Raw genomic sequence first — 24,071 nt, 5'->3', positions numbered from 1 at the left:
GCACCGCGCCCGAACGGCACCACCCACCCCCGACTTTCGTCAGGTCGTCGGTGGTTTGATCACCGTACGTACTGCTCCAACAGCGCCGGGGTGAGCCCGGCCCGGTGGATCGCCTTCAACGCCGCGAGCAGGTCGTCCATCAGCGCCGGCCGGAAGTGCATCAGCAGCACGTCGCCGGGTTGGACCACCTTCTCCGGGGTCTGGTAGCGCACCTTTCCCTCGTGGACGGTCTCGGTCCAGTGGAAGACGGCCTTCGCGCCGCAGTCGTGCGCGGCCTTCAGCGTGGTGCTGTCATGCTCGCCGAACGGTGGCCGGAACAGGGTGGGCCGCTTGCCGAACAGCCCCTCCAGCCGGTCGGCGGCACCGCAGATCTCCTGCCGCTGGTAGTCGTACGACCGGCCGGCCAGCGAGTTGTGCGCGATGGTGTGGTTCTCCACCACCCCGCCCACCGCCTCGATCTGCCGGAAGTAGTCGGTGTGCTCGGCCGCCGCCGGTGAGTTGAGGAACATGGTGACCGGGATGCGCGCCTCCCAGATGAAGTCGATCACCTCGGGCGGGCGGGCCAACCCACCGTCGTCGATGGTGATGAAGGCGACCTTCTGGTCGGTCGGCAGACGGTGCCAGAACGGGGCCGAACCGGTCGCCGGCAGCGGCACCGGCTGCGGCAGCGGCGCCTCGGGAAAGGTCGGCACCTGGGACACGTACCAGGCCAGGCTCTTGAACGCGGGTGTCGCCGTCACCGACGGCGACACCGACGGGGTCGCGGCGGACGCGGACGCTGTCGCCTCGGCGGCGGTGACCTGCCGGGCGTGGGCCGGGTGGCCGGGGCCGACCGCGCAGCCGGTCAACGCCAGCAGGGCCAGAAGGGTTACGACAGCAGGGATCCGACGGGTGGGGGTGGCTGACACGCCCGGAAACATACCGAGCTGGTGTCAGGATCCGGTCAGCCCGGTGACAGTGCCGCGGCGGCGGACCACGAACGCGTCCGGCATCCGGAAGGTGAGATTGTCCGGGCACCAGGGCGGACGCAGCACCGTCACCCCGTCCAGCAGCGGCGCCGCCTCGGCCACCACCACCGCCGCCTCCATCCGCGCCAGCACGTCCCCGACGCAGCGGTGCGCGCCCGCCCCGAACGCCAGGTGCCGGCGTGACCCCCGCTGGCCCGGACGGAATTCGTCGGGCGACTCCACCACCGCCGGGTCCCGACCGGCGCGGCCCAGCCACAACACCAGGCTGCTGCCCGCCGGCACCACCGTCGCGCCCAGCGTGCTCTCCGTAGCGGCCACCCGTCGCCAGGTGACGATCGGTGGTTCCAGCCGCAGGCCCTCCTCCACCACGTCGGCCACCGCCACCGCACCGGTGCGCAGCCCGGCCCGTACCGCGGGCTCGCCGGCCAGCCGGTGCAGCAGCAGGGTGAGGAACTGCGAGGTGGTCTCCTGCCCGGCGACCAACAGGAAGAACAGCGCGCCGACCACCACGTCCGGCGGGTGCCCGGCCGCGCGCAGCTCGGCGGCCAAACCGCCACCGACGGCCGCGAAGTCCCGCAGTACGTGGTGGAACCGGCCCACCTCTTCGGCGAGCGCCACCTGCCGGTCGGCGTCCAGCGGTGCCCAGAACAACTCCAGCGCGGCGCGGGCGAACTCCTTGACCGCCGCCACCGGCGCGTCCGGCAACTCGACCAGCCGGGCCAGCACCAGCAGCGGCAGGTCGGCGGCGAGGTCCGCGTACAGGTCGACCGGCGCGCCGGCGTCGAGCGCGGCGCCGATCCGGGCGACCCGGTCCCGGACCAGCGTGGTCAGCCACTGCCGCTGCGCGGCGACCCGGGTGGGATGCAACGCCGCCGCGACGATCGCCCGGATCTGCGGGTGGCTGACGCCCGAGTTGTTCGCCAGGGTCGGCGGCAGCCGGAACCGGTGCCCGGCGAGCACCCGCAGCGCGGTCACCGGCATCGGCGTCACCGCGTCCAGGGCGTTGTCCGGCCGGTAGGTGACCGGGTCGGCGAGGACCTGGCGGACCAGCGCGTGCCGGGTCACGACCAGGTGGGTGCCGCCGACGTGGTCCGGCACCCGGGCCACGTCCGGCCATGCGGGGTCGGCCACCTGCGCCCAGCTGCGGAACAGCACCCGGACACGCTAGCCGGAGGCCCCCGGCAGCCCGGTCCGCAGCCGCCAGACGGTGGTGCGCTTCACCCGCACGCTCTCCAACGCCTCCGGCACCGGCACGTCGTACGCGGCCAGCTCGTCGAACCGGTCCCGGGGCAGGAACGCCCGGCCGGGGTCACCGACCAGCGCCGGCGCGCCGGCCCGCGCGGCGCGCAGCAGGAACCGCAGCACCCGACGGGCCATCGCCTCGCTGTAGAAGACGTCACCGGCGAGCACCACCTCGGCGTCCCCGGCGTCGCCGTCGAGGATGTCGCCGAACTCGGCGTCGACGCGTACCCCGTTGGCCTCGGCGTTGAGGGCGACCGCCGCCACCGCCAGCTCGTCCACCTCCACCGCGCGCACCGACGCGGCGCCCGCGCGGGCGGCGGCGATGGCCACCAGGCCGGAGCCGGAGGCGAGGTCGAGCACCCGGCGGCCGGCGACCAGCTCCGGATGGTCGGTCAGGTAGCGGGCGAGGGCCTGCCCGCCGGCCCACGCGAACGCCCAGAACGGCGGCGGCCGGTCACTGGAGAACTCGCCCTCGGTCAGCTCCCACAGCCCGATCGGCTCATCCGCCTGGTGCAACAGCACCTCGGGCACGAAGGGGACCGGGGCCAGCCGCGCGTGCAGCCGGACGAAGGTGCTGGAGAGCTCGGACACCGCGTGATTCTCCCAGCGGCCCGACTGCCGGCGTGTCGCGGGGGAGTGGTGAGCGGTTCACCACTGTCGGTGAAAACCCACCCCGTCCTTGCCGTCCGGTGCGAACACACCCGTCTGGTCCGGGCGTCGTCCCGCTTCTAGCGTTGCCAGGTGGAGGCGACCGAACGGAGGACGGCGGTGGTGACGGTGTGGCGGTACGCGCTGCGGGCAGGGGTGGTGCTGGCCTGTCTGAGCGGGGTGGAGCTGGCGGCGGCCGCCCCGGCACAGGCGGCCTTCACCACCGAGATGAGCGGCCTGCCGGGCCGGTTCACCGCCGGTGAGCAGGTGCGGACGATCTCCGCGGTGGTCTCCCAGACGGACCGGCGCGGCGGGTGCGCCAAGGTGCGCTGGTCGATGGTGCTCACCGTGCAGGGCCTCCGACTCGACCAGGTGAAGATGGACCGGGTGGAGGAGACCGGCGACTTTCCGCTGGAGATCCGTACCGAGGGTGACGTGGCCCGGTTGACCGACCGGCAGCTCGACCCGGGCACGCTCTGCCCGGGGCGCACGGTCACCGCCCGCTACCGGGTGGCCTTCGACGAGGACGTCACCCAGGGGCGGGTCACCCTCGCCGCCGAGGCGTACGACGCCAACCTGCGCCTGCTGGCCCGGCAGACCGCCACCCGTTCGGTGGTGGGGGTGGGTGGCGTCCCGACCAGCAAGCCGAAGCCGACGAAGAGCCCGCCGGAGCCCACCGAATCCGCGAGCGCGCCGACCGACGACGAGAGCGCGGCAACGGAGGAGCCGGCCGCCGACTACCCGGCCGACGCCGTACCACCGTCGGCCGACCGCCCGGTGTCGCAGTCCAGCGCGTTCGGCGTGGTGCAGGTCGCGTTCCTGCTCGGCGGGCTGCTGCTCTTCCTCGGGGTGGGGCTGCTGCTGCGGTTGCGGCAGCTGACCCGGGCCGCCGCCGGGGAGACCGGCGACGCCGATGACCCCCCGGTGGACCGGCGCTGGGAGCGCCCGGCCGTCGCCGACCCCTGGCGCCGCGCACACCGCTGATCGCGGCCGGCGTGGGGAGCCGTCCGGCGGTGTCTGGCCCTTGGCGCCGGGCGCACCGCTGATCGCGGCCGGCGTGGGGAGCCGTCCGGCGGTGTCTGGCCCTTGGCGCCGGGCGCACCGCTGATCGGAGGCAGTGGGGCCGGCGGAGTACCGCCGGCCCCACTGGGTCACTTCCAGAACGTCTGGAACGTCACTTCGAGAACGCCTGGAACTCGGCGATCCTGACCTGGCTCCGGGCCGGGCTGGCGGTCGCGCAGTCCGTCGTCGTGGCCGGGTCGTCGTCCTGCTCACCCGCGTAGTGCGGGCCACCGGTGCACTGGCTCGCCAGCACCTCGAGTCGCAGGTGGGTGGCGAGGGTGGTGGGTACCGCGAACGTCCGGAGGTTGATGTCCCGGCTGTACGCCCGGTACGCCCCACCGGGGAACGCGTCCGCCGCACTGGTGTAGATGCGCTGCCAGCGCGCCGGATCCGCGCAGTCGGTGGTCGTCGCGTTGCAGGCGGACACCGCGAACGAACGCAGCGCGGTGAGCGCGTTCTGCGCGCCGGTGTCGGCGTCGCCGGTGATCGCCGGGCGCAGCATCGCGCTGACGTTCACCCGCTTGACCGTCTGCGGGGTGCCGCCGGGCAGCGCCACGGTGAGCTGCCGGCCGGCGACCCCGTCCAGGGACGCCCAGTTCGTCGCCTCGGTGTCGTCGACGACCCGGTCCAGGTTGACCCCGTCACCGCTGATGGTGGCGCCGGACGCGGCGGAGGCGAGGTTGCGGCTCATCCGCAGGTCGACGTACCCGTCCTGGCCGGCCTTGGCGACCACGCTGAGCCGCTGGTGCCCGAAGCCGGGGGCCACGGCGAGCAGGTCGTAGGTGCCGGCCACCATCTCCACGGTGTCCGGGATCGGCGTCGCCGGGTCGGTGTCGGCCACCGGCACGGCCCGCGCCTCGTACGCCCCCACGTACACCCGGATCGGCGCGTCGGCGCTGTCTCCCCGTGGGCGCAGGGTGAGCGTCGCGTTGCCGCCGCGCGGCGAGGCGAAACTCGGCGTCGGGTCGGTGTCGCCGGCACCGTTGGTGGCGGCGTCGCGGCCCATCCCGGAGCGGGCGAACTCGGCCCAGATCAGGTCCTGGTTCGCGCCGCCGAAGCGGAGCAGGTCGGCGGTGAGCATGTTGTCCCGCATGTCGAGCATGCTGACCTGGCTGGCGGCCTGCAACAGGAACGAGTCGAAGACCAGCTGCGACCAGCGTCGGTTGCCCGGGCACTGATCCGCCGCGACCTTCCCCAGTGCGCAGTCGAGCTGCCGTTGCGGGGTGCCGAGGCCGTACCGTTTGACCAGGGCGGAGCGGACCCGGAAGTTGGTGGCGCCCCAGATCTCCCCGTCGGCGTGCACGGCCGGGCCGGCGGTGTTGTAACCGATGTCGGAGTAGTTGAGCGGGCTGCGGCTCAGGTCGTAGTTGCGGATGCCGCTGACCAGGTTGCCGGTGACGTAGCCACCGGTGATGAAGGGCGTCTCGCCGGGTGCGCGCAGCCCGTGCTGGAAGAGGTACTCGGCGGCGAGCAGGTCGCCCCACGACTCACCCATCGACCCGCCCTGGTGGCCGCTGATCCCGCTGTCCGGGCCGGCGATCATCCGGTTGGTGATCGCGTGGGTGTACTCGTGGCCGATCACCGTCATGTCGTAGTCGCCGTCCACGCACGGCGGGTACGGCCCGCCGGCCTGCGGCTGCCAGAGGTACATGTTGGTGGTCGGCGGCAGCCCGTCGCGCGGGGTGCCCTGGTTGGCGTTGTTCCGGTTGCCGCTCAACGCGCCCTGCTGGGCACGGCCCTGCTCGGCGTCACCGCCCAGCCCGGACGGGGTGAGGTTGACCGCCTGGAGGTTCCACGCCGACTCGGTGAAGCCCAGCTGGTACGACCAGTCGTGCATCCGGTTGTGCATGGCGAAGAGGTTGGCGATCGACGCGTCCGCGTCGTTGCGCTGGGCGGAGGTGAACACCTCCGGGTTGCACTTCGCCTGGTGCCACTGGTCGGTGAAGGGGTACTCGTAGCGGCGTTCCGGGCTGGTGGGGGCCGGCACGACCGGGGTGTTGGCGCCCCAGGACAGCACCGTGTTGGCCGAGTTGCCGCGCGAGGTGAAGGTCGGCGTGCCGGTGGCCGCGTCGACGTCCCACGGTTGGCCGGTGGCCGGGTCGCGCCAGGCGGCCTGGCAGCCGGGGGTCGGGTCGCCGCACCAGCGCACCCGGGGATCCTGCCCGGGGCCCAGGTCACGGGGCGGAGTGGCCGGGAAGACCGCCCAGCTCGGGTTGTCGGAGTCGTAGTCGACCAGGTCCTCGCGAACCAGCACCTGCCCGGTGCTGCCGTCCACGTAGCTGGTGAACGCGGCCGGATGCTCGGTGTCCGCCCCGATCATGGTCACCTCGTAGGCGGTCCGGGGCCCGTCCAGCGGGGTGGGCACCGCCACCTGGCGGATGGTGTGGCTGGCCACCGCGTCGGCGGTCAGCTTGGCGTCGGCGAGCGCGGCGGCGTACGCCTGCTCGGGTGTGCGGGTTGCCGGGGCCGGCGTGCCGGTGTCGCGGGCCAGCGAGGAGCTGACCGAGAGCACCGCGCCGTCGGCGACCGCGAGGGTGACCAGGCCGTCCGGCCCTGCGGGCAGGTCGCCGAAGCGTTGCCGGAGGGTGACGACGGTGCCGCTGCCGATCGGTCGGACCAGCACCCGTTCCATGCTGGCCACCGTGGCGGCGTCCATGCCGAACAGGTCCTGGTTGGCGGCCAGGTAGGCGCGGGCGGCGGCCTCCGGGTCGGCGGGCAGCCCGCTGGCCAGCGGGGTGCGGCCGGGGCCGAGCGCCTGTGGGGTGCCGAGCCGGTTCCACCGGACGTCGGGGTCGACGACGCGGGCCAGGCCGCGTTGGCGGGCGTCAGGTGCCGCCGTACCGGCGCGGTTGTCGGCGTCGGCGGGGGTGTGCCCCTCGGCGAAGGGCCCGGACCGGCGCTCGGCGGATGTCGCGCCGCCGGTGGGGGCCGCGGTGCTCACGCCGGTGGGGAGCAGCGCGGCGACCGTCGCCGTCGTCGCCAGGATGGCGATGAGCCGGCGTCGACGCCGGCTCATCGGGGGTGACCACTCCGGTTGTGGCACGGGACCTCCTCGTGGGAGCGGGATGGCCGGCGAGCCGCCGACCACAGATGCGCGGTGACGCATGCGCATCTGTGGATATCAGTCTCCCGAGGTCACGGCAAGGTCCGCAGCCGCTGTCACACGAACAGATCGAGATTCGCTCAGGCGCTCGGCGCCCAGTCGGGGTCGCGGCCGAACGCGGCCAGCAGGTGGTCCTGCTCGTCGGCGTCGTCGGGCACCCGTACGCCGGTGTGCACCAGGTTGTTGCGCTGGTAGGCGTCGATCTGGCCGGCGAACCACCGGGCGGCGGCGTGCACCACGTCCGGGTCGAGCTGCGGCTGCGCGCCGATCGCCACCGCCACGTCCCAGCCGTGCACGAGGTGCTCGGCGAGGAGTTGCTGGAGGTATTCGGCGGCCGGTGTGTCGCCGCTGGAGAGGTGCACGGTGCGGTCGATCGTGCCGGGGTGGGTGGCGGCGATCTCGGCCTGCGCGGCGGCCTCCCGCGCGGTGGCGATCGGGTCGGCGCCGAGTTGGTCACCGTCGAGGCGGTCGCCGACCTCCTCGATGGTCCGCCCGGCGAGCAGTGGAACGCTCCACCGGTCCTCGGTCACCACGTGATTGACCAGCGTGCGGACGTCCCAGTCCGAACACGGTGTCGGGTCGGACCACTGGCCGGGCTGGATCTGGTCCACCCGGTCGATGAATTCGGCCAGGCTCCGGCGGTACGCCTCCAAGAGGTCCATGCCGCCGATTGTTCCGGTCGACGGGGCGGACTGAGTCCGTTTTGCCCGGCTCGGTGCGGGGACCGGTGCTCAGTCGAGGTCGGCCGGGTCCAGGCCGAGCTCTCGGGCGGTGACCAGCCGGACCCACTCGCCGAACTGGCGGCGGGAGATCACCCGGTCGTGCACGGCGAGTTGGACGGCGAGGCCGTCCATCACCGCGCTGATCCGCCACGCGGCCCCGTCGGCGTCGGCGCACTGGAAGGTGCCGTCGGCCACCCCGGCGGTGATCACCGCGGCCAGGTCCTGTCGCCAGCGCAGGTCGAGGCGGCGGGAGACCTTCTCCAACTCCGGGGTACGCAGGGATTCCGACCAGCCGTCGATCCACATGGACCAGGAGGTCGCCCTCCCGGCCGGGGTGTAGAGCTTGAGGATCCGGCGGAGCTTGGTCAGTGGCGGGGCGGAGGAGCGGGTCACCGCGTCCAGCCGGGCCAGGTCCTGTTCGACCGCGTACGCGAAGGCCTGCGCGAGCAGCCGCTCCTTGGTGGCGAAGTGGTAGAAAACCAACGCCTGACTCACGCCCGCGGCGTTCGCCACGTCCGCTGTCCGGGTGTTGGCCAGACCGCGCTCCACGATCACGTCGCAGGCGGTGCGCAGCAGGGCATCCAGGCGGATCTCGGCCGCACGTCTCGTCACGACCGTTACCGTAGCCCATCCGACTGAACACGAACAGTTACCACCGCGCGCCGATCCACACCGTGGCAGTCGGAAGCCGGACACTTCTTTTGGGTGTCGTCGGTCGTTCCACGGAGAGTGTTCACCGAGGTCCGCTGCCCAGTGCCGGGGCGTCGAGACGTCGATGGTCAGGTATGCGACGCGATGGTGACGATCATTGCCGAGGAATGTCGGAGTGTGACGGTCGGTGCTGGATTCAGACACCAGGCCAGCCACCTAGGAAGCCTGCCGCAGGTGACTCCGCTCCAGCCCCGGCCACCCGGGACGCGCCGAGGCGACCCCGAGTTGGCAGTCAAACACCTACTCGGCTAAAGTTCTCATCCGTCACCCGGGAACGTCCGGGGGCGTGCGGACGTAGCGCAGCTGGTAGCGCATCACCTTGCCAAGGTGAGGGTCGCGGGTTCGAATCCCGTCGTCCGCTCGGAGCTGCCGCCACGTATGACGGGGGCAACCTCGGTGGGGTGGCCGAGAGGCGAGGCAACGGCCTGCAAAGCCGTGTACGCGGGTTCAAATCCCGTCCCCACCTCGGCAACAAGCACGGGCGATTGGCGCAGTGGGAGCGCGCTTCCTTGACACGGAAGAGGTCACTGGTTCAAACCCAGTATCGCCCACCAGAGGAGAACGGCTCGTCACCGGAAGACCCGGTGACGAGCCGTTTCGCTTGTGATGCTCCTGACGTGGGAGCGACGCGGAGCCCTGGCCCTTCAAAAGGTAGGTGGGCACCGCTGGGCGCATGTTGTTGTCCGGCCCTCTTTCACGGTCGGAAGTGCTCCCGCTTGCTGGGTGTGCGGCAGGCAGTTTGCTAATGCGTTAAAAGCTCTCATATTAGGCGCTTAGGCCCATGCCTCTCGAGGCGACTGAGATGGGACCCGGTGGCCAATGGAAGAGGCCAGCACTAACTGTGAATAATTGACAACCTTCGGTATTGACGGCGATAACGGCGCTACTTAAAATGATCAAGCCGTAGCGGTCTGACACACGGGGGCTTCAATGTTCGGTCGCGGTCGCTGGTTCCTGCGTGCCCGTCGTACGGCTCCTCGGGCCGCTGGATGTGCGCTGGTCGCGTTTGTGGTGGTGGCCACGTCGGTTGCGCTGCCGGTGTCCCCGGCGTCGGCGCGACCCGCCCCACCAGCTCGCGCGTCCTGTGTGGATGTTTCCGCTGATGCGTCAGCGGCCAGGAAGATGGTCGATACCTGTGGTCGTCGAGTGGAGATTCTCGCTGAGCGTACGGAGTACTCGCAGACGTTCTTGAACGTTGACGGGTCGCGGACGTTGGAGGAGGGAATCGAGCCGGTTCGGGTGCGGAAGGGTTCGTCGTGGGTGCCCGTGGACACGGCGTTGAAGGTGACCGCGGAGGGTGTGGTGCCGCGGGCGACGGTGTTGCCGGTGGTGTTCTCGCCGGGTGGTGACGGGGTGCTGGCTCGGGTTCGCGATGGTGAGCGTGAGTTGGGTATGTCCTGGCCGGGGAAATTGCCGGCGCCGGTGGTGAAGGGCGATTCGGCGGTGTATCGAAACGTGCTGCCGGACGTGGACCTGCGGGTGACGGCCTTGGTGTCGGGTTTCTCCGAGGTGTTGGTGGTGCGTACGCCGGCGGCGGCGGCGCATCCGAAGTTGGCGGCGGTGCGCTTCGGTCTGTCGACGAAGGGTGTGACGGTCACCGCGGCTGAGGGTGGCGGGCTCGCCGCCCGGGATGGCAGCGGTAAGAAGGTCTTCGAGGCGCCGGCTCCGTTGATGTGGGATTCCACGCCGCTGCCGGAGGCGGCCACGTCACCGGGACCGGATCAGACGCCGGCGAAGAAGTCGGACGCGGCACGGGTCGGCCCTGATGGGGCAGGCAAGCCGTCCTCAGCGCCAGACGCCGCGGCGAAGATCCCCTCGTCACCGGCCGGAACCGCGCCGCAGGGGGCGCGGCAGGCGGTGATGCCGGTGAAGGTGACCGGCGGTGAGTTGACGGTGGTGCCGGACCGGAAGCTGCTCACCGATCCGGGCACCAAGTATCCAATCTTCATCGACCCGTCCTGGACGGGCGGCATCGCCGGCGGCGAGTGGACGTCGGTGTGGAGCAAGCATCCGACCAGTTCGTTCTGGAAGAACTCGACCGCCCTGACCAACGGCGGGACGAACGGTTCCGCGGGCGCGGGCCGGACCGAGGACTGCTCCGGCTGCGCCGACCACATCGTCCGTTCGATTTTCCAGATGGACACCAGCGCGGTGCGCGGGAAGTACATTCTCGACGCGAAGTTCCGGATCGAGCAGCGGCACTCCTGGACGTGCAGCCCGGCATCCAACGCCAAGTTGTGGATGACGGGGCCGATCTCGTCGGGTACGACGTGGGACAAGCAGCCGGTCTGGGACGGTAACTACACCGCGCAGACCGCAGCGAACCGGAAGAACGGCGCGGTCCACGGCTGCGCCGGGCCGGGCACTGTCGAGTTCAACGCCACCGCGATGGTGGCACATGCGGCGGGTGCCAACTCGTCGCGTTTGACCATGGGGTTGCGTGCGGTGAGCGAGGGGACGTTGAACCAGTGGAAGCGGTTCAACCACTCGTCGCCGAAGCTGGCGATCACGTACAACACCAAGCCGGGCGCGCCCTCCGATCGGTTGTCGGACGGTAAAGCGTGTGGCACCGGTGCGAATCGGCCGTATGTGTTGACACAGACGCCGATCCTGGCAGTCAGGCATTCGGATCCGGATTCGTCGCAGCAGTCGTTGACGACCTGGTTTCACTGGTGGCCGTTGGGCGGGGCGCGTAATGACACGGACAAGGTGTCGCAGGCGTCGGGTAACCCGTCGTCGGTGTCGAAGGCGATTCCGGCAGGAAAGCTGACCGATGGTGGGACGTACGTGTGGCAGTCGCGTACGTATGACGGGTCGCATTATGGGGACTGGTCGGGGACGTGTGAGTTCACTGTCGACGCGACGCCGCCGCCGACACCGGGGCCGGTGACGTCGTCCCAGTATCCGGCGGATGGTGCGCCCCGGGGTGGGGTCTCGTTCGCCGGGACGTTCAACATCGCGCCGCCGTCGACGCGTGCCTATGAGGTGAAGGAGTATGCGTACACACTCGATTCGGGTGTGTTGACCGCGGCCGCAACGGTGCCGGCGCGAACCACGGACTACGGGGCGTCGGTGACGCTTTTCCCGCGTCACGATGGTGTGAACGTGTTGTGGGTGTGGGCGAAGGATCACGCTGGTCGATTCTCGGCGACGCCGGCCACGTACACGTTCTCGGTGCGCGCGGGCAGTGGTCCTGCGGCGCAGTGGGAGTTCGACGAGGCAAATGGTACGGCCACCGACGTGACCGGGCACGGTAACACCGTGTCGCTGTCCGGGTCCGGGGCGGACCGCGTGACCGGGCGGGCCGGTGTCGGCAAGGCGCTGGTGCTGGATGGCGCCCAGGGCAATGCCTCGACCGGGGGGCCGGTGCAGTATCCGCACCCGGATACCGGGGTGATCACCCCGGTTCGTACGGACAGCAGCTTCACGGTGACCGCCCGGGTGCGACTGCCTGCTATTCCGAACTGGCACAAGGCGGCCGTCGCTGCTGATGGCGCACGGACCGCGCCGTTCTGGTTGGGGTACATCATGGGGGCCAACCGGTGGGGCTTCCAGATGAACGAGGCCGATGCGGACCAGTCGGGCGGGCAGAACATCACATCCACCGCTGCTCCGGTCATCGGTAAATGGACCCACCTGGCCGGCGTGTACGACGGAGGTACGAAGACCTTCCGTCTCTACGTCGATGGTGTGCTGCAGCCGGGCACGGGGACGGTCACCGCAGGTTTCAATGCCACGGGCCCCTTACGCATCGGGGCGATGATGTATGCGGGGATGTTGGGGCACAACTGGCCCGGTGACATCGATGACGTGCGGATGTACAACTTCGTCGAGACGGCGGCGAGGATCGCGGAGCTGGCGGTGCCGTTGCAACCGGTGCTGACGTTCCCGAACGGCACGAATGCCACCGCTGGAGCGCAGATGTCAGTGACGTTCAGCGCCGGTGGTGACACCAACGTGACGAAATTCCGGTGGAGTGCCGACAACACGTCGCTGGCCAACGAGGTGATCGCGTCGGCGCCCGGCGGAACGGCGACCGTGTCGGTGCCGGTAGGCGCGATCACTGGTGAACGCCCGTTGTACGTGGTCGCGGTCGATGACGGCAACCGGGTCAGTGGCAGGACGCAGGGAAGCTTCGTCGTGAAGCCCGCCACGATCCTGTCCGGCGTAGCGATCGATGTCATGACGTTCATGCCGGTCGTCGGAGCCACGGTCAGGCTGGAACCCGGTGGCCTCCAGGTGGTCACCGGCAGCGACGGCGGATACTCGTTCTCCGGCTTCGCCCCCGGCACATACACGGTGTCGGGTGTCAAGGGTGGCCGGTGCGGGTTGTCGGGCAGCCAGCAGTTGCTGGTCGATGGACAGGGTGTGTGGCTGGACCTGTACCTGTTCCCGTACTCAGATGATTCGGGGTACACCTGCGCGGAGCAGGCGAACAGTTTCACAGCGGCGAATGACACAGTGGTCGGGTTGTCGGGGGACAACGCGGTGACCGCGGTCGGGTTGCCGTTCGCTTTCCCGTTCTACGGTCAGGCGTACCGGTCGGCGTGGCTGGATACGAACGGGCTGTTGTCCTTCACGGACCCCGGTGGTTCGCATCCGTACACAGGTGGGTCGTTGCCGGCGCCTGCCGAGCCGAACGCGGTGGTGGCACCGTTCTGGGACGACCTGGTGGTGGACGCCTCGGCGAGTGTGCGGACCGCGACCACGGGTACCGGAGCTAACGAACGGTTCGTGGTCGAATGGCGCAACGTGCACCGGAAAGCGTCGACCGCGCAGCGGGTGTCGTTCGAGGTGATCCTGGCGCCGGACGGCACGGTGACCACCAATTACGACAGTCTTGACGGCGCGGTCGAGCAGGGAGCGCAGGCGGCGGTCGGGATCGAGGCCCCGGCCGGTGCGGACGGGCTGCGCTACTCCACAGCCGAGGCGGTCCTGGCCAGCGGCCGGGCGATCGTGTTCGGCCGCCCGGAGACCGCCAGTCCGCTGGCGTTGCACGACCTGTCCGGCACGCTGGTCAACGCGGCCGGCGCCGCGGTGGTCGGGGCGAGGGTGACCCTGGACCCGTCCGGTATGTCGACCGTCACCGGCGCGGGTGGGGCGTGGGCGTTCGACGACCTGGTCGCTGACAGCTACGCCGTCTCCACGGTGCCGGACACCAGATGCGGGAGCAGGGCCCGGGTCCAGGTGGAGTTGAACGCCAACCTCGTCCGCAATCTGCAACTCGGCCCGGACTACGGCGGCCTCGGCTACGCCTGCACGGTCGGCGCCTCCGGCTACGTCGCGGCGTCAACGGTCATCCCACTGACCGGCGACGACGAGTCCACCTCCGTCACCCTGCCGTTCCCGATGCGATACCACGGCGGGACCTACTCCACGGCTGCCGTGTACACCAACGGACTGCTGAGCTTCCAACCACAGGACGATCCGTTCGGCTGGTACGGGTTCCTGCCAGACGGCGACGCGCCGAACGCCGTGGTGGCCCCGTTCTGGGAGGACCTGGTAGCCGACGAGTCCTCCAGTATCCGTAGCCAACTCACTGGTGTCGCGCCGAACAGGTCGTTCGCCGTGGAGTGGCGCAACATGGCCTTCTACGACGGATCTGACCGGACGACGTTCGAGTTGGTGCTCCACGAGGACGGGCGGATCGTCTTCCACTACGGCGAGATGACATCGCCGAGACAACGTGGCGATGCGGCCGTGATCGGCCTTGAGAACGGTTCCGGCACCGTCGCGGCGGTCTTCTCCGCCCATGAACCGTCGCTGACGTCCCACTCGTCGATCACGTACACGCCTGCGGCGTCGGGGACGATCACCGGCACGTTGACCACAGCGGTGACCTCCACGCCTGTCGCCGGGGCGACCGTGACCATGAGCACGACCGGAACGACCGTCACCACCGGCGCGGACGGCGGCTACCAGTTCACCAACGTGCCGGTCGGCGAGTACGTCCTGATCTCCTCGACCAGCGACAACCGCTGCGTCGGCCAGTCCGCCAGGCAGGTGGTCAACCATGCCGGTGGCACCTCGGATGTTGACCTCTCGGTGATGGTCGACGGGGACGAGTTCGGCTACACCTGCGAGACCGGACCACAGACCTTCATCCCCGGCACCCAGATCGAGGTAGCTCCCGAGGAGGATGAGGACCACTGGCAGGTGAACGCGCCGTTCCCCGTCAAGATCTACGGTGAGTCGTACAACTCGGTGTGGCTCACCTGGAGCGGTGCCGTCGTCTTCCGGCACCCCGGAGACCTCCGTCAAAGCCAACCGATACCGACCCCGGGGCCCAATGATGAGCCGGAACCCGTGGTAGCGGTCCTATGGGACGACTGGGTGGTCGACGAGTCGGCCGCCATCGCCACCGCCGCACGGGGCACGGCTCCGAACCGGCAGTGGGTGGTGGAGTGGCGCAATGTGCACCACTCCAGCGACCCGACGGTGCGCGCGTCCTTCGAAGTGATCTTCGACGAAGACGGCACCATGACCTTCGCCTACGCCGATATCGATCCAGCCAACATCATCGAGCGGGGAGGCAGCGCCACCGTCGGGATCCAGAACGGTGCCGGCACCATCGGCTTCCAGTACCTGCACCACGACACCCTGCTCACATCCGGTCAGGGTGTGGTGTTCCGGCCCAGCCCTCCGGGCACCGGTGTCGTCTCCGGCATCGTCAGCTGCCAGGGCGCCGCGGTACCGGGCGCGACCGTCACCACCGCGGGCCTGGCCGCGACGACGGCACCCAACGGCACATACCAGATCGAGGACGTGCCAGCTGGCACGCACGCGATCACCGCCACGCTGCACGCGGGTGCCTGCAAGGGCTCCTCCGTCGAGTCTGTCGACGTCGGCTCGAACACCCAAAGAACGGTGGACTTCCCGACCACGACGACCCCGGCCGGTGCCGGATACACCATCGCCGAGCAGCCGATGGTGCTCACCCCGGTCACCGGACCGGCGCTACCGCTGACGGGCGACGACGTCTATATCCCGATCACCCTGCCATTCCCGACCACCCTGTACGGACAGGGGTACGCCAATGGCTGGCTGGACATCAACGGCTATCTGAGCTTCGTCGATCCGGGCGAGTCCCACTCGTACCCCGACCGTCTTGCGGAGCCGGACGGCTACTACGGGCCCGACGCGGCCATCTATCCGTTCTGGCACGACTGGATAGTGGACGACGACGCTGCCGTGCGTGCGGAGATCCGCGGCACCGGGTCAAACCGCCAGTACGTCATCGAATGGCACAACGTCCTGTCCCACGTCGACGATCTGACCCGGGTCTCCTTCCAACTGATAATCCACGAGACCGGCGGATACTCGTTCGTCTATGCCGATCTCGACGGCACGTTCCAGGAAAGGGGCGGCGGCGCTGTCATCGGCATCGAGAACGCCGAAGGTACCCGCGCACTCCAGTACGTCTACCGCCAACCGGTGCTCCGACCTGGCATCGGTTTGCGGATCAACCCGCCCACGTCCTGATTCGTCCACCCGCCCCCAACCCGGGCCAACGCTCGGATTCGCACGGCCCGTGTCCGCACCTGGATCACGGACCTGCTGAGCCGAACGACTCCCGGGGCCACCGACGCTCGCCCTGAAAATGCACACGGCCCGCTCGTGAGCCGACCTACGAGGGACGATCACGAAAGACCTCGGCGAGCACTTGATGGACATGGCCAGAGGAGAACGGCTCGTCACCGGAAGACCCGGTGACGAGCCGTTTCGCTTGTGGTCCGTCGGTCGTCAGTCGACGCTGAGCCGGTAGCCGACGCCTCGTACGGTGTGCACGCGCAGGACGTCGTCGGCGGCGCGCAGTTTGCGACGTAGCCGCTTCACCGCCGAGTGCAGGGTCGACGTGTCGCCGAGGAACGCGCAGCCCCAGACCGATTCGAAGAGCCGCTCGTACGTCCAGACGCCGACCGGGGCGGTGGCGAGCTGGGTGAGCAGGTTGCGTTCGAGTCGGGTCAGGGCCAGCGGTTCTCCGCGCCACGTCACCCGGTGCTCAAGCGGGTCGATGGTGAGGTCGCCGAGGCTGATCTGACCGGCCGCGCCGACAGGTGCGCCGGCTGCGACGAGGGCGGGCGTGGGCGCGGCGGTGGAGGTGGCGACCCGGGCCGGGCCGCTGATCACCGGTCCGCCGATCATCGCCTGCAACTCCGCGAGGTCGGCGCAGATCACCAGGGTGCCCAGGCCGTTGAGGCGCCGGACCATCCGTTCACGCACCGACACGTCAGCGGTCACGCAGAACACGAGGGACACATCGTCGATCACTGTCGTACCTCCCCAGGCGACAGTAAAAGACAACGCTGTCTGAACCGCGTAGTCAATGGTTTGCGCCGGCCGGCGCCCGCTCGTCGTCAGAAGGTCAGCAGGCGGAACTCGCCCACCGGCCGGAAGCCGAGGCTGCGGTAGACCGACTCACCGACCGCCGACGAGGTGAGGGCGGCGGTGCGGACGCCCCGCTCGGCGGCCAGATCCAGGGCGGCCCTGGTCATGGCCGCACCGATGCCCCGGCGGCGCTGCTCCGGCTGGGTGCCGACGAAGTAGAGCGTGACCAGGCCGTGGCTGATCCAGGCGACGGCCGTCGCGACGACCCGGCCGTCATCGAGGTGGCCGGCCAGCCGGAGCAGCGTGCCGTCGCCGGTGAACGCCTTCTCCCGTTCGATCGTCGCCGCCACACCGTCCGCCGGAATCCCGGACACCCGGGCATAGGCCGGGACGAACGCGGCGAGGTCGGCGGTCTCGGCGATGTGCACGCCGGTGGGCGTCGGCACATCGGCCGCCTCCCCGATCTCCACCGTCATGATCGGCATACGGGCGACCTCCACCGCGCCGAGGGAGATCAGGGCGTCCGCGGTGCCGGCGTCGCTGTCCGGGCCGACCCACCAGATCCGGGGTACGCCGTGCAGGCGTTGCCGGGCCTCGGTGAGCGCGTCGTGCGGGGTGCGCCCGGCCACCCGCAGCACGCCGTTGAGCGGCGCGTGCGGCACGTCACTGCGGTAGGTCGGGAGGTCCGGGCCTCCGGTGACGCCGATGTTCCACCCGAGCAGGTACGCCCGGTGCGCGGCCAGCACCGTGTCGAGAGGCTCCATGATCTGGATCGTAACGCGGTGGCCGGCACCTGCCCCGAGCAGGGGAAACGGCCGGCCCGGCGGCTGTGACCGGCGGTACTTTGTCGATCGTTCCAGATAGTGGGTAGGGTTCGGTCATGGCACGTACCCGGGAGTTCGACCTCGACGCCGCGGTCAACGCTGCCATGGACGTGTTCCGGAGAAAGGGTTACGAGGGCACCTCCATGCGTGACCTCTCCGAGGCGACCGGCCTGGGCAGCGGCTCGATCTACGCCGCGTTCGGCAGCAAGGACGGCCTCTACCTGGCGGTGCTCGACCTGTACCGGCAGCGCTACGCCGCCCCGATGGTCGATCTGCTGCGCTCCGGCAACGACGCGCGAGCGGTCATCCGCGAGGTCTTCATCGGCGCGGTGGACGACATCACCGGCGACGGCCGGCACCTCTCCTGCCTCATCGTCGGCGCCTCGATGGAACGCGCGCACCAGGACGTGCGGGTCGCCGAGCGGCTCCGCTCGACCACCCAGTCCCTGGAGTTGGCGCTCTACGACCTGCTCGCCGAGGCCCAGTTGCGAGGTCAGATCACCACCGACCGCAGCGCCACCGACCTGGCCGGCTTCCTGGTGACCAGCCTCCAGGGTCTGCGCGTGATGGGCGCCATCACCCCGGACCGGGCGGCGCTGACGCGGTACGCCCAGGTCGCGCTCACCTGCCTGGACTGACCGCCCACCAGCGGGCCGCCCGGTAACCCGGACCTCGGCGAGGTCGGTGCGGGCACTGAGCAACGACCGGCCCCTTCGGTGGGTCACCACCAGGCCTGCCGCTCTTCGTCAACGCCCGGATCGACACGTTCCTCAGCGGCGCCGGGGGCGTCGACGAGACGCTGACCCGAGCGTATGCCTACCTCGCGGCCGGCGCGGACGGCATCTTCGTGCCCGGGGTGGTCGACCCGGCGACCATCCGAGAGCTGGTGCGACCGGTGCCGGCGCCGCTGAACGTGCTGGCCGGGCCCGGTGCGCCGACAGTGCCGGAGTTGGCCCGGCTGGGGGTGGCCCGGGTGAGCCTCGGCTCCTCGGTCGCGGAGGCCGCGTACACGGTCGCCCGCCGCGCGGCGGATGAGGCGCTCGGCGCGGGCACGTACGGCGCGCTGGCGGACGCCCTCGACTACGGCACCCTCAACGCGTTGATGCGCTGAGCGGTGTGGCTGCGCCGCGCGCTGTCCGGCGTATCCAAGGTCGTCGTGCGCCGAGCCGGCCGTCCCTCAGCGGGGCGGCCGGCTCGGCGTCACGGTGATCCGGGCGGCGCCGTCAGCGGCGCCGGGGGGCCGGGTCACAGCGGCGGCGCGATGTCCCGCCGTTCCTCGACCTGGCGGTACTCCACCGGCTGTTCGGTGGTGGTGACCACCTGACGGCGGCGACCCCAGATCAGCGTGGTCATGATCAGGCCGAGCAGTCCGGCGCCCATCAGGATCCAGCCGACCACGTCGAGGTTGATGCCGCCGACGCTCGCGTCCAGTGCGAAGGTGAGGATCGCGCCGAGCGCGATCAGGAAGATGCTGGTGCCGATACCCACGACAGCCTCCTTAAGGGGGTGTGGTGCGCTGTCGAGCCCTTCAGTACCCCGGTGGCGACCAGCGCAACCGCCGACCGGCCAGGGTGCTGTGCCAAGCGATCTTGGCATCGGGTAGAGTTCACCTGTCGCCGACGCGAGTCGGGGACGTGCGGACGTAGCGCAGCTGGTAGCGCATCACCTTGCCAAGGTGAGGGTCGCGGGTTCGAATCCCGTCGTCCGCTCGCGATCCGCCCCCCACGGGGGGCCACCACGGGCGATTGGCGCAGTGGGAGCGCGCTTCCTTGACACGGAAGAGGTCACTGGTTCAAACCCAGTATCGCCCACCATCTCCACCGGCACATCGACTGGCCCGTTACCGGACATCCGGTGACGGGCCTCGGCGTTCCGGCCCGCACCACCGGGGGCGTCTGTTCACTCGCCGGCGCGGAGCACCTCACTGAGCCGGTCGCGTCGCCGCAGCGCCGACTCGACCGGGACGACAGTGGCGGCCACCGCCAGCAGCACCACGCCCACCAGGCCGAGCAGCCACCACGGCAGGACCGTCGCCGGGTCGCCGGGCTGGCCGGTGAGCACCCGCAGGTCGAGCGGGCCGAGCGTCAGGCGGGCCAGCAGTGCCCCGAGTAGTGGGCCGTACCCGGCGGTGACCACGACCGGCGGCAGCAGCTCTCCGGCGGCGACCCAGCGGGCGTCGCGGGGCCGCAGGCCGAGGGTGCGCAGCCGGACCAGTGTGTGCCAGCGCTCCGACGTACCGGCGGCGGCAGCCAGCAGGAGGCCGAGCAGCCCCAGCGCCACCAGCACCGCGGCGGCCGTCCACGCCAGCCGCAGCAGCCCCGCGGTCAGCGGAGCCACCCGCTGCGCGCGCAGGACGTCCGCACGCAGCACGACGTCGGCGGCGACGCCGCTGTTCGACACGGCCCGCGCCGCGCCGGGACCGGTCACCCAGACGGTGTTCGCCACGGCGGGCAGGCCGGCGGCGGCGAGGGCCGTGGCGTCCACGACGACGACGTCGCCGGCGCCGCCGACGGCGGGCGCGGTACCGACCGCGGCGAGACGGATCGCCGGGGCGTCGTCGCGGGGTAGCTGCAGCCGGGCGCCGGTCCGCAGTTCGCTGTCGTTCGACAGGACCAACGCCGGTACGTCCCCGGGGGTGGGAGCCGGTGCGGTGAGCCGGGCCAGCGCCGGCGCGTCTGGCAACGGGGTGGTGGCCAGCAGGCGCTGGAACGCGGCGGCGTCCACGACGACCAGGCGGGGCGTGAACAGCGTCGATTCGGCGAAGACGCGCGCCGATTCGGTCACCTGCGCGACGACGACCTGCTGCACGCCGGGTGCGGCGGCGACGCGTTCGGCCAGTGCGGGCGTCGCCGCCTGCGCGTCGGTGCCGAGGTCGAGGCGGGCGTCGGCGCCGACGGTGCTCCACGCGCCGTCGGCCAGACCCCGGGTGACGGTGCTGCCGAGGATGAGCGCGAACGACGCGAGCGCCGTGGCGCTGACGAGAACCAGCAGCGGCAACGCGCGCCCGGCCGTGGTGGCCACCCGGGCGGCACTGAACACGGCCAGCGGGCGACGCGAGCGCAGCGCCTGGCGGAGCGCGAACCGCGCCCCGAGGGGCAGCAGCCGGAGCAGGACCAGCGCGCCGACGAGCCCGCCCAGAGCGAGGGCGCTGATCGGCAGGACCAGGTCGCCGGTCAGCTCACCGGTGTCGCCGTCGGCGGCGTCGGGCAGGAGCCCACGCTGGTGCAGTGTGACGAACCCGGCGACCGCGGCGATCAGGACAGCCGCCTCCACGGCGGCGCGGCGCAGCTGACCGGTGACCCGGATCCAGCGCCGAGCGGCCGGGTTGGCGGGCTGACGTCGGTCGCGGCTGGCGCGGGCGGCGGCGAGGGTGCCGAACGCCGGCCCGGCGACCGCGCCGGCCAGGACCACGGGAACGGCCCAGGTCCAGGAGACGCCCGGAGTGACCGCGCGGGCGAGCGCGAGCCCGACGGCGGCGGCCGACACCGACACCACTGTGGACTCGATGGTCAGCTCCGCGGCCAGGTCGGGTAACGCCGCCCCGCGCTGCCGGGCGGCGCCCAACGCCGGAGTGCGGCGGTGGACCAGTAGCGCGGCGGCGAGCAGCAGGACCAGTACCGTGACGGTCAGGATCCCGGTGAGCAGGACGGCGGCCTGCGCGGAAGCGGCGTTGCCGCGCGTACGGGCGTCGCGCAGTGTGGTGTCGAGCTGCGATTCCCAGCGCAGGGACCCGTCGCGGGCGCCTGATGAGCCGGAGGCCGCCTTGAGCGCGACCACCTGGTTGGCGAGCGCCGCCGTGGTGTCCCAGGTGAGCGCGCCGGGTTCGGGGGCGAAGTGGACAGTGCGCCGCAGTTGGTCCTGGTCGACGGCGAGCCGGGCGTCCGGTAGCGACTCGCGTGACAGCAGGCCGGCGAACCGGGTGATCCCCACACCGTCGGCGCCGGGCAGGGGGCCCAGGAGCGCCGGGGCGAGTCGCCAGGTGCTGTCGGTGCTGTCCGCGGGCCGGTAGATCCCGCTGATCCGCACGTCCCTGTCGCGTCCCTGGCCGTCCTTGACCGGGAGCCGATCGCCGGGGCCGAGGTTGAGTGCGGCGGCGGCCGTCTCGGCGAGGCCGACCTGCACCGGCCAGGGCGGCCCGTCGTAGGGGGCTTCGACGGGCTCGTCGGGGAAGGGCGAACCGGGCGCACTGCCGGCGATCCAGGTCACCGCCGGGCCGTCGCGATCGTCGGCCAGGTAGGTGAACTGGAAGGTACGCGGCACGCTGCCCTCGGTGACGCTGAGGATCGGGCCGCTGACGACAGCGACGGGCGGGAGCAGCGCGGCGTCCAGGTCGGCCCCGAGCGCGTATGTCGCCCGGGCGCGGAAGTCCTCGACGTCGTCGGCGAGACCGGCGGTCCGGATCCGCCCGCCGTTCGGGCCGTCGTCGCGTTCCCAGTCGGCGTGTACGAGGACGTTCGCGTCGTTGCCGGCGCGGCGGACCGCGTCCTGGACGGCGTCGTCGGCGGCGGCGCGCAGCAGCGCCGGCACGGCCCCGGCGAGCAGTGCGACGGCCGCGATGACGGCGGCGGTGAGCAGCAGCGGACCGGCGTCGGCACGGGCCCGGCCACGGATGCTCGGCCAGTGCGGCGCCGGCCACCGGCGGGTCAGCCACCGGTTCACGGTGCCACCCGCAGGTGCGCGGCGTCGGCCCGGCGGACCTGGACGGTGACCACGACGGCGACCGCCAGCAGGCAGCCGGCCAGCAGTACGGCGAGCAGTGCGGCCTCGGCTGGCCACGGCCAGTGTGGCTGGGCGGCCGGGATGGGCGCGGCACCGGTGTCGGAGCGTACGAGCAGGGGAGCGACGACCCCGGTGGCGAGCGCGCCGACGGCCGCGCCCGCCGCGAGCAGGGGCAGCAGCACGCCGGCGTGCTGGCCGAGCAGCACGGCCCGGATGCCGCGCCGGGACATTCCCAGGCCGCGCAGCCGCGCCACCTCGACGGCGCGGACCTGCAGGTCGCAGGTGACGTGCAGGACGACGCCGGCGAGCAGCAGCAGGGCCGCGGCCGGGACGATGAGCCGGAGCGCGCCCGGCACCCCGGCGCGCAGCGGACCGCCGATGAGGCGGGCGGTCTCCGACTCACGGGTCGCGACGGTGCCCAGGTGCAGGGCGGTGGCCCGCTCGACGGCACCGGGGCCGGCGGGGTGGCCGACCCACCAGGCGTCGACCGGGAACGTCAGGTCGCCGGTGACGGCGCGGGCGCGCGACAGCATGTCCAGGTCGGCCAGGACGGCGACGGCGCCCGGGGCGGACGGCACCGTCGGCACGACCTCGGTGACGATGACCGGGACGGGCGTGATGCCGACGGTGACGCTGAGCGTGCTGCCCGGGTGCGCACCCACCTCGCTGGCGAAGCGGGCGGAGACGGCGACGGGCACCGGGCCGGGGTCCGGGAAGGCGGTGGCGACGAGGGTCCGGGCGGCGTCCGGGGCGCCGTCGAGCTCGACGGTCGCGGCCATCCGCAGCGCGGTTCCGGCCGGTGTGGCGGACAGCGTGATGCTCGGGTCGGTCACCTTGTTCGGCACCGGCGGCGCGGACGTCGCGGTCCAGTCCGATCCGTCAGCGGGTGTCTCGGTCGACCCGGCGGACGGCACGGTGAGCGTGACGGCCACGGCGACGGTGCCGCCGGCCGGGTCGGCGACGACCGGCAGGGCGACCGCGACGAGGCGCAGCCCGTCAGCGGTCGCGCAGCTGGGCAGCCGCAACTCCCGGCCGTCGAGCGGGAGGGCGGGACCGGTGCAGGACGTGCGGAGGCCGGTGGCGTCCTGCAGCAGCAGCCGGGGCGTCACGGCGAGCGGGGTGTCGCCGGAAGCGGTTCCGCTCAGGACGAGCGGGGCGTTGGCCGCGACGGCGAGGCCGGTGACGCGGGTGGGTGGGGCCAGCGTGGCACCCAGCTCCGCCCAGCCGCGGTCGCCGTCCAGCCGTCCGCGCAGCAGCGCGTCGGCGCGGGTGGTGTCCACGGCGACCAGACGTGCCGGATCGCCGGCGGTGCCGAGCCACTGACCGACGGCGGTGCCGCGGTGCAGGACCGGGCTCACCGCCCCGGCGGTGGCCGCGCTGACGACCGCGCCGTCTCCGGGCACCGGTGCCGTGCTGAGGGTCAGTGCCAGGTCGGTGCCGACGGACAGCGCCCCCTGGTCGCGCTGCGACTGGTGCCACGTGCTGTCGAAGGCGACGCCGAACGTTCCGGCCGCGCAGGCCAGCCCGACGAGCAGCCCGGCGGCGACCGCCTGCGGCCGGCGGGCGGCCTCGGAGAGCGCCAGCGGAAGCGCCAGCCCGCGGGCGCGGTACGCCAGCCGGTCGGCGCCGCGCAGGGCGGGTAGCACCACCCGGAGCGCCAGTGCGGCGCCGGCGGTGAGCAACAGCGCCGGCGCGAGCACCCGGACCGCGTCGGCGCGGGGGCTGGCGGCGGTGGGCTGCGCGT

Annotated in this window: 15 protein-coding genes and 5 tRNA genes; 9 read left to right on the top strand and 11 right to left on the bottom strand. The window is 71.7% G+C overall.

The features are described 5' to 3' along the window. Window positions 1–59 precede the first annotated feature (59 nt). From KBX26_RS23400 to KBX26_RS23390, 3 genes are read right to left on the bottom strand one after another with little or no spacing between them, the layout of a single operon-like run. Window positions 60–908, bottom strand: a complete 849-nt coding sequence (locus KBX26_RS23400) for a polysaccharide deacetylase family protein (protein ID WP_245233730.1) — start codon at window positions 906–908, stop codon at window positions 60–62. 24 nt (window positions 909–932) lie between these two features. After that, window positions 933–2,123, bottom strand: a complete 1,191-nt coding sequence (locus KBX26_RS23395) for a cytochrome P450 (RefSeq protein WP_210866432.1) — start codon at window positions 2,121–2,123, stop codon at window positions 933–935. A 9-nt stretch (window positions 2,124–2,132) separates the two neighbouring features. Continuing rightward, window positions 2,133–2,801 carry a methyltransferase gene (locus KBX26_RS23390; protein ID WP_030336114.1) on the bottom strand — a complete coding sequence of 223 codons (669 nt, stop codon included), beginning with the start codon at window positions 2,799–2,801 and terminating at the stop codon, window positions 2,133–2,135. A 150-nt stretch (window positions 2,802–2,951) separates the two neighbouring features. On the opposite strand from KBX26_RS23390, the gene KBX26_RS23385 reads away from it, so the two are divergent. Then, a complete protein-coding gene (locus KBX26_RS23385) occupies window positions 2,952–3,842 on the top strand; it encodes a hypothetical protein (RefSeq protein ID WP_307857889.1) in 891 nt (296 codons plus the stop codon). Between the two features lie 190 nt (window positions 3,843–4,032). Here the strand turns inward: KBX26_RS23385 and KBX26_RS23380 are convergent, their stop codons facing one another. The 3 genes from KBX26_RS23380 to KBX26_RS23370 all read right to left on the bottom strand — a co-directional run bounded on the left by KBX26_RS23380 (window position 4,033) and on the right by KBX26_RS23370 (window position 8,357). Further along, window positions 4,033–6,963 (bottom strand): M36 family metallopeptidase, encoded by a 2,931-nt coding sequence (locus KBX26_RS23380; RefSeq protein ID WP_210866431.1) that lies wholly within the window; start codon window positions 6,961–6,963, stop codon window positions 4,033–4,035. A gap of 140 nt (window positions 6,964–7,103) precedes the next feature. Then, window positions 7,104–7,685, bottom strand: coding sequence for a TIGR03086 family metal-binding protein (locus KBX26_RS23375; RefSeq protein WP_030336109.1), 582 nt, complete (start codon window positions 7,683–7,685; stop codon window positions 7,104–7,106). 69 nt (window positions 7,686–7,754) lie between these two features. Beyond that, complete coding sequence (locus KBX26_RS23370) at window positions 7,755–8,357, bottom strand: TetR/AcrR family transcriptional regulator (RefSeq protein ID WP_030336107.1); 603 nt, start codon at window positions 8,355–8,357, stop codon at window positions 7,755–7,757. Between the two features lie 387 nt (window positions 8,358–8,744). Here KBX26_RS23370 and KBX26_RS23365 point away from each other — a divergent pair. From KBX26_RS23365 to KBX26_RS23350, 4 genes are all read left to right on the top strand, one after another. Continuing rightward, window positions 8,745–8,817: transfer RNA gene (locus tag KBX26_RS23365), tRNA-Gly, on the top strand. 34 nt (window positions 8,818–8,851) lie between these two features. Beyond that, window positions 8,852–8,922, top strand: a tRNA-Cys gene (locus KBX26_RS23360). Window positions 8,923–8,935: 13 nt separating this feature from the next. After that, a tRNA-Val gene (locus KBX26_RS23355) sits at window positions 8,936–9,010 on the top strand. 706 nt (window positions 9,011–9,716) lie between these two features. Then, the gene (locus tag KBX26_RS23350) at window positions 9,717–15,938 is read left to right on the top strand and encodes a carboxypeptidase regulatory-like domain-containing protein (protein WP_307857888.1); all 6,222 of its coding nucleotides are present in this window, start codon (window positions 9,717–9,719) and stop codon (window positions 15,936–15,938) included. Window positions 15,939–16,199: 261 nt separating this feature from the next. Here KBX26_RS23350 and KBX26_RS23345 read toward each other — a convergent pair whose 3' ends face one another. Continuing rightward, window positions 16,200–16,667 (bottom strand): winged helix-turn-helix domain-containing protein, encoded by a 468-nt coding sequence (locus KBX26_RS23345; protein WP_210866465.1) that lies wholly within the window; start codon window positions 16,665–16,667, stop codon window positions 16,200–16,202. Between the two features lie 146 nt (window positions 16,668–16,813). Continuing rightward, the gene (locus KBX26_RS23340) at window positions 16,814–17,548 is read right to left on the bottom strand and encodes a GNAT family N-acetyltransferase (RefSeq protein WP_210866430.1); all 735 of its coding nucleotides are present in this window, start codon (window positions 17,546–17,548) and stop codon (window positions 16,814–16,816) included. A 116-nt stretch (window positions 17,549–17,664) separates the two neighbouring features. Between KBX26_RS23340 and KBX26_RS23335 the strand changes: the two genes are divergently transcribed. After that, window positions 17,665–18,246, top strand: coding sequence for a TetR/AcrR family transcriptional regulator (locus KBX26_RS23335; protein ID WP_210866429.1), 582 nt, complete (start codon window positions 17,665–17,667; stop codon window positions 18,244–18,246). Window positions 18,247–18,341: 95 nt separating this feature from the next. Next, window positions 18,342–18,719 (top strand): isocitrate lyase/phosphoenolpyruvate mutase family protein, encoded by a 378-nt coding sequence (locus KBX26_RS23330; protein WP_081883999.1) that lies wholly within the window; start codon window positions 18,342–18,344, stop codon window positions 18,717–18,719. Between the two features lie 134 nt (window positions 18,720–18,853). On the opposite strand, the gene KBX26_RS23325 is transcribed toward KBX26_RS23330, so the two are convergent. Beyond that, window positions 18,854–19,096, bottom strand: coding sequence for a DUF6458 family protein (locus KBX26_RS23325; RefSeq protein WP_030336096.1), 243 nt, complete (start codon window positions 19,094–19,096; stop codon window positions 18,854–18,856). A 148-nt stretch (window positions 19,097–19,244) separates the two neighbouring features. Between KBX26_RS23325 and KBX26_RS23320 the strand changes: the two genes are divergently transcribed. Both KBX26_RS23320 and KBX26_RS23315 read left to right on the top strand, forming a co-directional pair. After that, a tRNA-Gly gene (locus KBX26_RS23320) sits at window positions 19,245–19,317 on the top strand. Window positions 19,318–19,347: 30 nt separating this feature from the next. Then, window positions 19,348–19,422, top strand: a tRNA-Val gene (locus tag KBX26_RS23315). An 85-nt stretch (window positions 19,423–19,507) separates the two neighbouring features. On the opposite strand, the gene KBX26_RS23310 is transcribed toward KBX26_RS23315, so the two are convergent. Both KBX26_RS23310 and KBX26_RS23305 read right to left on the bottom strand, forming a co-directional pair. After that, on the bottom strand, window positions 19,508–22,267 hold the full coding sequence (locus tag KBX26_RS23310) for an FtsX-like permease family protein (RefSeq protein ID WP_210866428.1): 2,760 nt from the start codon (window positions 22,265–22,267) through the stop codon (window positions 19,508–19,510). Beyond that, the coding region (locus KBX26_RS23305) for an FtsX-like permease family protein (RefSeq protein WP_374224322.1) at window positions 22,264–24,071 on the bottom strand (1,808 nt) is incomplete at its 5' end. The genes KBX26_RS23310 and KBX26_RS23305, both read right to left, overlap by 4 nt.

Source organism: Micromonospora sp. C97, from assembly GCF_018070385.1.
Taxonomy (GTDB): Bacteria; Actinomycetota; Actinomycetes; order Mycobacteriales; family Micromonosporaceae; genus Micromonospora; species Micromonospora parva.
Note: the sequence above shows the minus strand (reverse complement) of the source record. Positions and strands in the feature narration are given on the sequence as shown.

Coding starts and splice junctions, on each gene's coding strand:
- KBX26_RS23375 (WP_030336109.1), bottom strand. CDS start 7,685: ATGGACCTCTTGGAGGCGTACCGCCGGAGCCTGGCCGAATTCATCGAC.
- KBX26_RS23345 (WP_210866465.1), bottom strand. CDS start 16,667: ATGGTCCGGCGCCTCAACGGCCTGGGCACCCTGGTGATCTGCGCCGAC.
- KBX26_RS23340 (WP_210866430.1), bottom strand. CDS start 17,548: ATGGAGCCTCTCGACACGGTGCTGGCCGCGCACCGGGCGTACCTGCTC.
- KBX26_RS23335 (WP_210866429.1), top strand. CDS start 17,665: ATGGCACGTACCCGGGAGTTCGACCTCGACGCCGCGGTCAACGCTGCC.